The organism is Pseudomonas sp. PS01300 (assembly GCF_029960155.1).
In the GTDB taxonomy this organism is placed as follows: domain Bacteria; phylum Pseudomonadota; class Gammaproteobacteria; order Pseudomonadales; family Pseudomonadaceae; genus Aquipseudomonas; species Aquipseudomonas palmensis.
Map to the genome: position 1 here is coordinate 1 of NZ_JASCPN010000108.1, position 7510 is coordinate 7510.

7 protein-coding genes and 2 pseudogenes are annotated in these 7510 nt (G+C 59.4%); 7 read left to right on the top strand and 2 right to left on the bottom strand.

Annotated elements, in window-relative coordinates; all coding sequences use genetic code 11:
* The 7 genes and pseudogenes from QMX96_RS26025 to gdhA form a co-directional block, all read left to right on the top strand.
* Nucleotides 1-400: pseudogene (locus tag QMX96_RS26025) on the top strand (RHS repeat domain-containing protein); the annotation flags it as partial.
* Between the two features lie 334 nt (nucleotides 401-734).
* Nucleotides 735-1256: a hypothetical protein gene (locus QMX96_RS26030; protein ID WP_123752260.1), complete on the top strand. Its 522-nt coding sequence runs from the start codon at nucleotides 735-737 to the stop codon at nucleotides 1254-1256.
* A gap of 324 nt (nucleotides 1257-1580) precedes the next feature.
* Nucleotides 1581-1865 (top strand): annotated as a pseudogene (locus tag QMX96_RS26035) (hypothetical protein); the annotation flags it as partial.
* A 90-nt stretch (nucleotides 1866-1955) separates the two neighbouring features.
* Nucleotides 1956-2594 carry an SMI1/KNR4 family protein gene (locus tag QMX96_RS26040; protein WP_256589648.1) on the top strand — a complete coding sequence of 213 codons (639 nt, stop codon included), beginning with the start codon at nucleotides 1956-1958 and terminating at the stop codon, nucleotides 2592-2594.
* A gap of 217 nt (nucleotides 2595-2811) precedes the next feature.
* Nucleotides 2812-3075, top strand: a complete 264-nt coding sequence (locus QMX96_RS26045) for a PAAR domain-containing protein (RefSeq protein WP_054916267.1) — start codon at nucleotides 2812-2814, stop codon at nucleotides 3073-3075.
* A 119-nt stretch (nucleotides 3076-3194) separates the two neighbouring features.
* On the top strand, nucleotides 3195-4859 hold the full coding sequence (gene ettA, locus QMX96_RS26050) for an energy-dependent translational throttle protein EttA (RefSeq protein ID WP_043860207.1): 1665 nt from the start codon (nucleotides 3195-3197) through the stop codon (nucleotides 4857-4859).
* Nucleotides 4860-5124: 265 nt separating this feature from the next.
* A complete protein-coding gene (gdhA, locus tag QMX96_RS26055) occupies nucleotides 5125-6462 on the top strand; it encodes an NADP-specific glutamate dehydrogenase (protein WP_043860208.1) in 1338 nt (445 codons plus the stop codon).
* Here gdhA and QMX96_RS26060 read toward each other — a convergent pair.
* Nucleotides 6459-6947: a GreA/GreB family elongation factor gene (locus QMX96_RS26060; protein WP_054916265.1), complete on the bottom strand. Its 489-nt coding sequence runs from the start codon at nucleotides 6945-6947 to the stop codon at nucleotides 6459-6461. The genes gdhA and QMX96_RS26060 overlap by 4 nt on opposite strands.
* A 67-nt stretch (nucleotides 6948-7014) precedes the next feature.
* Complete coding sequence (locus QMX96_RS26065; protein ID WP_043860210.1) at nucleotides 7015-7365, bottom strand: hypothetical protein; 351 nt, start codon at nucleotides 7363-7365, stop codon at nucleotides 7015-7017.
* Nucleotides 7366-7510: the final 145 nt, after the last annotated feature.

The following is a 7510-nucleotide window of genomic DNA, read 5'->3' on the forward strand; positions in this document are numbered from 1 at the left end:
TCTGTTGGGCATGACGGTCGATCAGCATGAACTGCTGGCCTACGAGCGCGATGACCTGCACCGCGAGGTTGTGCGGCATCAGGGCAACAGGTTGAGCCAGACTCAGGCGTGGGACCCGGCGGGGCGCCTGCAGGAATAGCTGCTGGGCAGCCAGGACGGCAAATCGACCCTGCTCAAGCGTGAGTATCAGTACGACGCGGTAGGCCAGCTGACCGACATCCACGACACCCGTCGTGGTCATCTGGCCTACCAGTACGACCCGATTGGCCGCCTGTTGCAGGCCACCAGCCGGCTGGGGGTGGAGACCTTCGCCTTCGACCCGGCCGGCAACCTGCTGGACGACAAGCACCACGAACTGACGCGGCCGCTGGAGCGCACGCCAAAGCGCAACCGTTTGATGGCCCCACCCGACAACTCGCAGATGACGCACACGCGGTGCTGGATCCTACAGCGCAAAGATTTAAGTCCACTGCTGTCGGGGTGATGCCTGACGGCAGTATGGGGATAGCGCCAAGTGATAAGAAAGTCCCAAGAGTTCAACGGGAATTTGCTGAGGAAAAAGGTTTGGCTGTTGTAAATGGAGTTGGACATGCTGAGGAAGCCCTTATCAATGCTGGTGCTACTCATGTGGATGCTAACAGGGGAGTATGCTTGGACTGTGAAACCATAATGCGAGATGGAAAAGTGACTACTGATACACCTTTTACTGGAAAGAAAAGTAAGCGGAGGCTGTAATGAAATTTAGCTATGATTTGTTGTTTGGGTTGCCAGATGAGAAAATTGCTTTGTTCTGTTTGTTAGGCGCTCAAAGGATGGAGGGTATATATGATAAGTTTTGCAAAAAATACTTGGGTGGTGTTAATGCTAATTCGGATGCGCTGAGGGAGTTATTTGAACTTCTTGAAGGTGGGGGGAAGAGTCGGTTGGAGTTAATTTACAATAGGGTGTATTCCGCTATCCCGGATACAGAAGATTATGATGATGAACTGGCCGATCAAGCCCAGTGTGCAATAATCAGTACGTCCTACTGTATTTCATACTTAGTGGAAAAAAATAGAGAGATGGCACGCTTTGCGGTTGAAAAAATTTTTGACGCAATTGATGTGTTGGGAGAAGATGTTGGTATGTTTATTGCGGCTGAAGTAAGTTGGTGTGAAGAGTTGATAAATGATTTGAGTGCAGCAGATTTGAGTGATAATGCTTTCGTTGAGTGTTTGGTGGTGAGGAATTTGGGGCACTCGATTCCGGTAGTTTGAGTTTGAAGTCGAGGTATTTTTTAAAGGTATTAAGCTGCTCTTTCCGATGTTGATTAAAGAGAAGTAATTGGTACGTGAGTGGTGATGCAGGTGGCGGTTAAGTATCTGGCACTCTAAGCGAGCTAGTGGTCTTGGAGGATGTCAGATGCTACGGGGTATCGGGGATGTGTCGATTTATTGTCACTGTCGTGGGCATCTGGCGTTCAATCCTCAGAAGCTACTTGCTCATCTTGAAAAATTTTAGGCCGTTCTCGGCGCGTTATCAGTGGGGGGAAGTAGACCCACTGGGGGGCTTCTGGATGGTGGCTGAGTAGCTGCTAATAGGCCATCGGGCAACTGACCGACATCCCTGACACCCGGCGTGGTCATCTGGCCTACCAGTACGATCCGATTGGCCGCCTGTTGCAGGCCACCAGCCGCCTGGGGGTGGAGACCTTCGCCTTCGACCCGGCCGGCAACCTGCTGGATGACAAGCACCACGAACCGACGCGGCCGCTGGAGCGTGCGCCCAGGCGTAACCGGTTGATGGACAACCTGCTGCGCGAATATGCGGGCACGCATTACACCTATGACGAGCGGGGCAACCTGAGCCACCGGTTGCACAACGGTGTGCAGGTCCGAAAGCAGTTACTGGCATGTGAACGAAAATACAAGCGACCTCATGCGGCGTGATCGACCAGGCCATAGCGTGCCAAGGAGTTGGATCTCAAATTCTGTTACATGATGGAGCCGTTTCAGGGTGTTACCGATCTGGCATATTCGCAGGACAGCGCAGTGTCCTCAGACGTTTTGAAAACCTGCTTCAATCACTACTTGCTGCACGATGATCCTCTGGACGTGAGTCAGGGCCACCAATACAGTGCTCAACGCGGGATTCTTGTAGCCTCCAGTGATGGACATCGAAACCGAATGTCAAAAACGCGTGTCATCGGCACAACGCTTTCTGCAATCGCTTCTGCAGAGAAGGAACTGAACAGAACGTTCCCCACATCCTTTTCCCGCTGGCTGCTTGCCAACAATGGACGGTCACTGGGTGGCCTGGTGGTGTTCCCCGTGTTCGACAGCCGAGACCCGAGGAAGACCTGGGACTCGATCGTCCGAAATTACACGTCAGGGTGGCAGGCGTGGCTGGAAAATTTCTCGCAATCGCCTGAGCGTTTTGCACCGCTGTTGCCCTTCGCAGAGTTTGGAACAGGTGATTATTATTGCTTCGATTATGACGCGCGAGGCGCCTCAGGCGAACCTGCCGTGGTGTTGTGGGATCATGAAACGGGCAGTGCCCGCCGTGTTGCGGATGACTTTGAGCAGTGGCTGAGTAGCGTTGATCCTGCTCCTTAACGATCATCAGTAGCCCTGGATGGCTTGAATGTTTGACAGCGACTATGAGGATCTGGGCAGCCCAGCGTGATACCCGCTCGATGACGCCCGCCTTCCCACGACATGCAACGGCATGTTGATGTTCAGCCCTCTTCCAATCAGGCACCATCGGACGTGAGTGCAAAGGCCTGCACCTCCACACGTAATACATCCCATCACACAAGGACGGACCCACCTCATGAAAGACATTGTTCGCCTGGGCGATGCCACCACCCACGGTGGCGTGGTACTCGAAGCCTTTTCCAACACCAACCTCAATGGCAAGCCGATTGCCGGGGTAGGGCACAGCGTCAGTTGCCCCCTGTGCAAAGGGGTATTTCCCATTGCCGAGGGCAGCAGCACCTACAGCGTCGGCGGTACGCCCGTGGCGCTGGATGGCATGAAGACCGCCTGCGGCGCCGCGCTGATCGCCAGTGGCCCCAAGGGCGCAGTCATCAGCTAGGCATTGCCCGCAACGTGCACGTTCCCCCCGGCCGCACCGCCAGTCGCGACGATGGCCGGGGTACCCAATTGTGTCTACAATCAGCTCCTTTGATTGACCTACTTACTGGAGCTCACGTTTTGGCTCAATACGTCTACACCATGCATCGGCTGAGCAAAGTTGTGCCGCCGAAGCGGGAAATCCTCAAGAACATTTCGCTGTCCTTTTTCCCCGGCGCCAAGATCGGCGTGCTCGGCCTCAACGGTTCGGGTAAATCCACCCTGCTGAAAATCATGGCCGGCGTCGACACCGAGTTCGACGGCGAAGCGCGTCCGATGCCCGATCTGAATGTCGGCTACCTGCCGCAAGAGCCGCAACTGGACCCCACCAAGACCGTGCGTGAAGTGGTCGAAGAGGCCGTCAGCGTGATCAAGGACGCCCAGGCCCGCCTGGACGAGGTCTACGCCGCCTATGCCGACCCGGACGCCGACTTCGACAAGCTGGCCGCCGAACAGGCCAAGCTGGAAGCGATCCTGCAGGCCAGCGACGGTCACAACCTCGAGCGCCAGCTGGAAGTCGCCGCCGACGCGCTGCGCCTGCCGGCCTGGGATGCCAAGGTCGAACACCTGTCCGGTGGCGAGAAGCGCCGCGTGGCCCTGTGCCGCCTGCTGCTGTCGGCCCCCGACATGCTGCTGCTCGACGAACCGACCAACCACCTGGATGCCGACTCGGTCGCCTGGCTGGAGCACTTCCTGCACGACTTCCCGGGCACCGTGGTCGCTATTACCCACGACCGTTACTTCCTGGACAACGTCGCCGGCTGGATTCTGGAACTCGACCGCGGCGCCGGTATTCCTTACGAGGGCAACTATTCGGGTTGGCTGGAAGCCAAGTCGGACCGCCTGGCCCAGGAGTCCAAGCAGCAGTCGGCCCATGAAAAGGCCATGAAGGAAGAACTGGAATGGGTGCGCAAAGGTGCCAAGGCCCGCCAGTCCAAATCCAAGGCGCGTCTGCAACGCTTCGAAGAAATGCAGTCGCAGGAATTCCAGAAGCGCAGCGAAACCAACGAGATCTACATCCCGGCCGGCCCGCGCCTGGGTGACAAGGTCATCGAGTTCAAGAACGTCACCAAGGGCTACGGCGACCGCGTTCTGATCGACAACCTGTCGTTCAGCATGCCAAAAGGCGCCATCGTCGGTGTGATCGGCGGTAACGGCGCCGGTAAATCGACCCTGTTCCGCATGCTGATGGGCAAGGAGCAACCGGACTCGGGCAGCATCGAGATCGGTGAAACCGTGCAACTGGCCTGCGTCGACCAGAGCCGCGAAGACCTGGACGGCGGCAAGACCGTGTTCCAGCAGATCTCCGACGGTTCCGACCAGATCCGCATCGGCAACTACGAGATCCCGGCGCGTACCTACGTGGGGCGCTTCAACTTCAAGGGCGGCGACCAGCAGAAGTTCGTCAAGGACCTCTCCGGTGGTGAGCGTGGCCGCCTGCACCTGGCGTTGACGCTCAAAGAGGGCGGCAACGTGCTGCTGCTCGACGAACCGTCCAACGACCTCGACGTCGAAACCCTGCGTTCGCTGGAGGAAGCCCTGCTGGACTTCCCGGGCGCCGCTATCGTGATCTCTCACGATCGGTGGTTCCTTGACCGTGTGGCTACCCACATCCTGGCCTACGAAGACGATTCGCAGGCGGTGTTCTTCGAAGGCAACTACACCGAGTACGAAGCCGATCGCAAGAAGCGCCTGGGTGAAGCCGCTGCCCAGCCGCACCGGGTACGGCACAAGAAACTGGCATGACCTTCACGGTCTTGCACTGAAACGGGGCCTTCGGGCCCCGTTTTTTTTGCCTGGAATCCGGGTGAATCCTTCGCCGGCAAGGCCGGCTCCTACAGGGTTGTGCGGCCTGCTGTAGGAGCAGGCTTTGCTGGCGAAGGTGTATACATTTATAGAAATGCACCATTTATTTCCATAAAAACGACATTTTGCCCTGTTGCGGTGCGAGTGGTTCTTGGTAAAGTCCTGAAAAAACTAATAAGTCCAACTCTATCTGGTGAATGTCTAAATGATCGAATCCGTCGAAGACTTCCTCGCACGCCTGCAAAAACGCGACCCTGCCCAGCCCGAGTTCCATCAGGCCGTGGAAGAGGTACTGCGCAGCCTGTGGCCCTTCCTCGAAGCCAACCCGCACTACCTGCAGGCCGGTATTCTCGAACGCATGGTCGAGCCGGAGCGGGCCATTCTGTTCCGTGTGTCGTGGGTCGACGACAAGGGCAGGGTGCGTGTCAACCGCGGCTACCGCATCCAGATGAGCAGCGCCATCGGCCCATACAAGGGCGGCCTGCGTTTCCACCCTTCGGTGAACCTCGGCGTGCTGAAGTTCCTGGCCTTCGAACAGGTACTCAAGAATTCCCTCACCTCGCTGCCCATGGGCGGCGGCAAGGGCGGCTCGGACTTCGACCCCAAGGGCAAGAGCGACGCCGAAGTCATGCGCTTCTGCCAGGCATTCATGAGCGAGCTGTACCGCCACATCGGCGCCGACCTCGACGTGCCGGCCGGTGACATCGGCGTAGGTGGTCGCGAAATCGGCTTCCTGTTCGGCCAGTACAAGCGCCTGGCCAACCAGTTCACCTCGGTGCTGACCGGCAAGGGCATGAACTACGGCGGCAGCCTGATTCGCCCCGAAGCCACCGGCTACGGCTGCGTGTACTTCGCCGAAGAAATGCTCAAGCGCGACGGCCTGCGCATCGACGGTCGCCGTGTGGCCATCTCCGGCTCCGGCAACGTGGCGCAATATGCCGCGCGCAAGGTCATGGACCTGGGCGGCAAGGTCATCTCGCTGTCCGACTCCGAAGGCACCCTGTACTGCGAAGCCGGCCTGAACGATGCGCAGTGGGATGCGCTGATGGAGCTCAAGAACGTCAAGCGCGGCCGCCTGAGCGAGCTGGGCGGCGAGTTCGGCCTGGAGTTCCGCGCCGGCCAGCGCCCTTGGAGCCTGGCCTGCGACATCGCCCTGCCGTGCGCCACCCAGAACGAGCTGGACGCCGAAGACGCACGCACCCTGCTGCGCAACGGCTGCATCTGCGTGGCCGAAGGCGCCAACATGCCGACCACCCTGGACGCCGTGGACCTCTTCATCGAGGCCGGTATCCTGTTCGCCCCGGGCAAGGCCTCCAACGCCGGCGGCGTGGCCGTCAGCGGCCTGGAGATGTCGCAGAACGCCATGCGCCTGCTGTGGACGGCCGGCGAGGTGGACAGCAAGCTGCACAACATCATGCAGTCGATCCACCATGCCTGTGTGTACTACGGCGAAGAGAACGGCCGCATCAACTACGTCAAGGGCGCCAACATCGCCGGCTTCGTCAAGGTTGCCGACGCCATGCTGGCCCAGGGCGTGGTCTAGGCCTGCGGCTCGATGGCGACGACCTCGATCAGTTGATCACCCGCCGGTCGTCGCCACAGCACCTCGTCACCGGGCGCTGCCCCCAGCAGTGCCCGGCCCAGGGGTGACCCCCAGTTGATCAGGCCACTGGCGGCATAGGCCTGGTCTTCGCCGACCAGTTGCACTTCATGCTGGCGGCCTTCTTCATCGACAAACACCACCCGGCTACCGATCTGCACCTTGCTCTGCGAGGTGGCGGGTGCGGCCACCTGGGCGCTCTGCACGCGGGCGCTGAAGTAGCGCAGGTCGCGCTCGACCTCGGCCAGGCGTTGTTTGTCGGGGTCGCCCAGCAGCGTGCTGCGCAGGGTCTCCAGTTCGCTGACCCGCTGCTTGAGCAGGGTCAGGCCCTGGGCGGTGACGTGGTTGGGTTGTTCGCTGATGCGCCGCTCTACCGGTTGATTGGCCTGATCGGCGGCCTGGTCTTCGTTGACGAATGCTCGGCTCATGGTTGGCCTCCTTTGTAGGAAGACCATGATGCGCGGTCACCGGTTGCATAGAATGTTCGAGGGCGACCTATTGGCGTCGATAGGCGCGGGCGGCGTCGCGGTCCTTTTCCTGCTGCCACTGCTGATCGCGCTCGTCCCAGTGGCGGCTGCGGTAGGTGTCCTGGTCCTGGCTCTGCTGCATGGCCTGGCACTGGCGAAAACCGTCGTCCCAGCCGGTCTCGTACTGGCGGTCGTGCAGATAGCGCGGCACGTCCTTGCGAAACTCGCCCATCATCACGCCTGCGGCCTGGTGGCCGCTGCTGCAGCCGGCCTGGAAGCCGTCGGCGTAGGGGGCAGGGTAGCCTTGCTCGATCAGTTGATCGTGGGTGCTGGCGCAACCGCCCAGCATCATTGCCACCAGTACCCAGTGCCCGCGCATGTTCGAACTCTCCACCTGTTGGGGGGAAGTCTAGGTGCTGGTGTGTGCAAGAGAGGTCAAAAAGATGTCAAACAATTGGATCGCATCGCGGGTCAAGCCCGCTCCCACAAGGTTTCTCACTGCCCTTGTGGGAGCGGGCTTGACC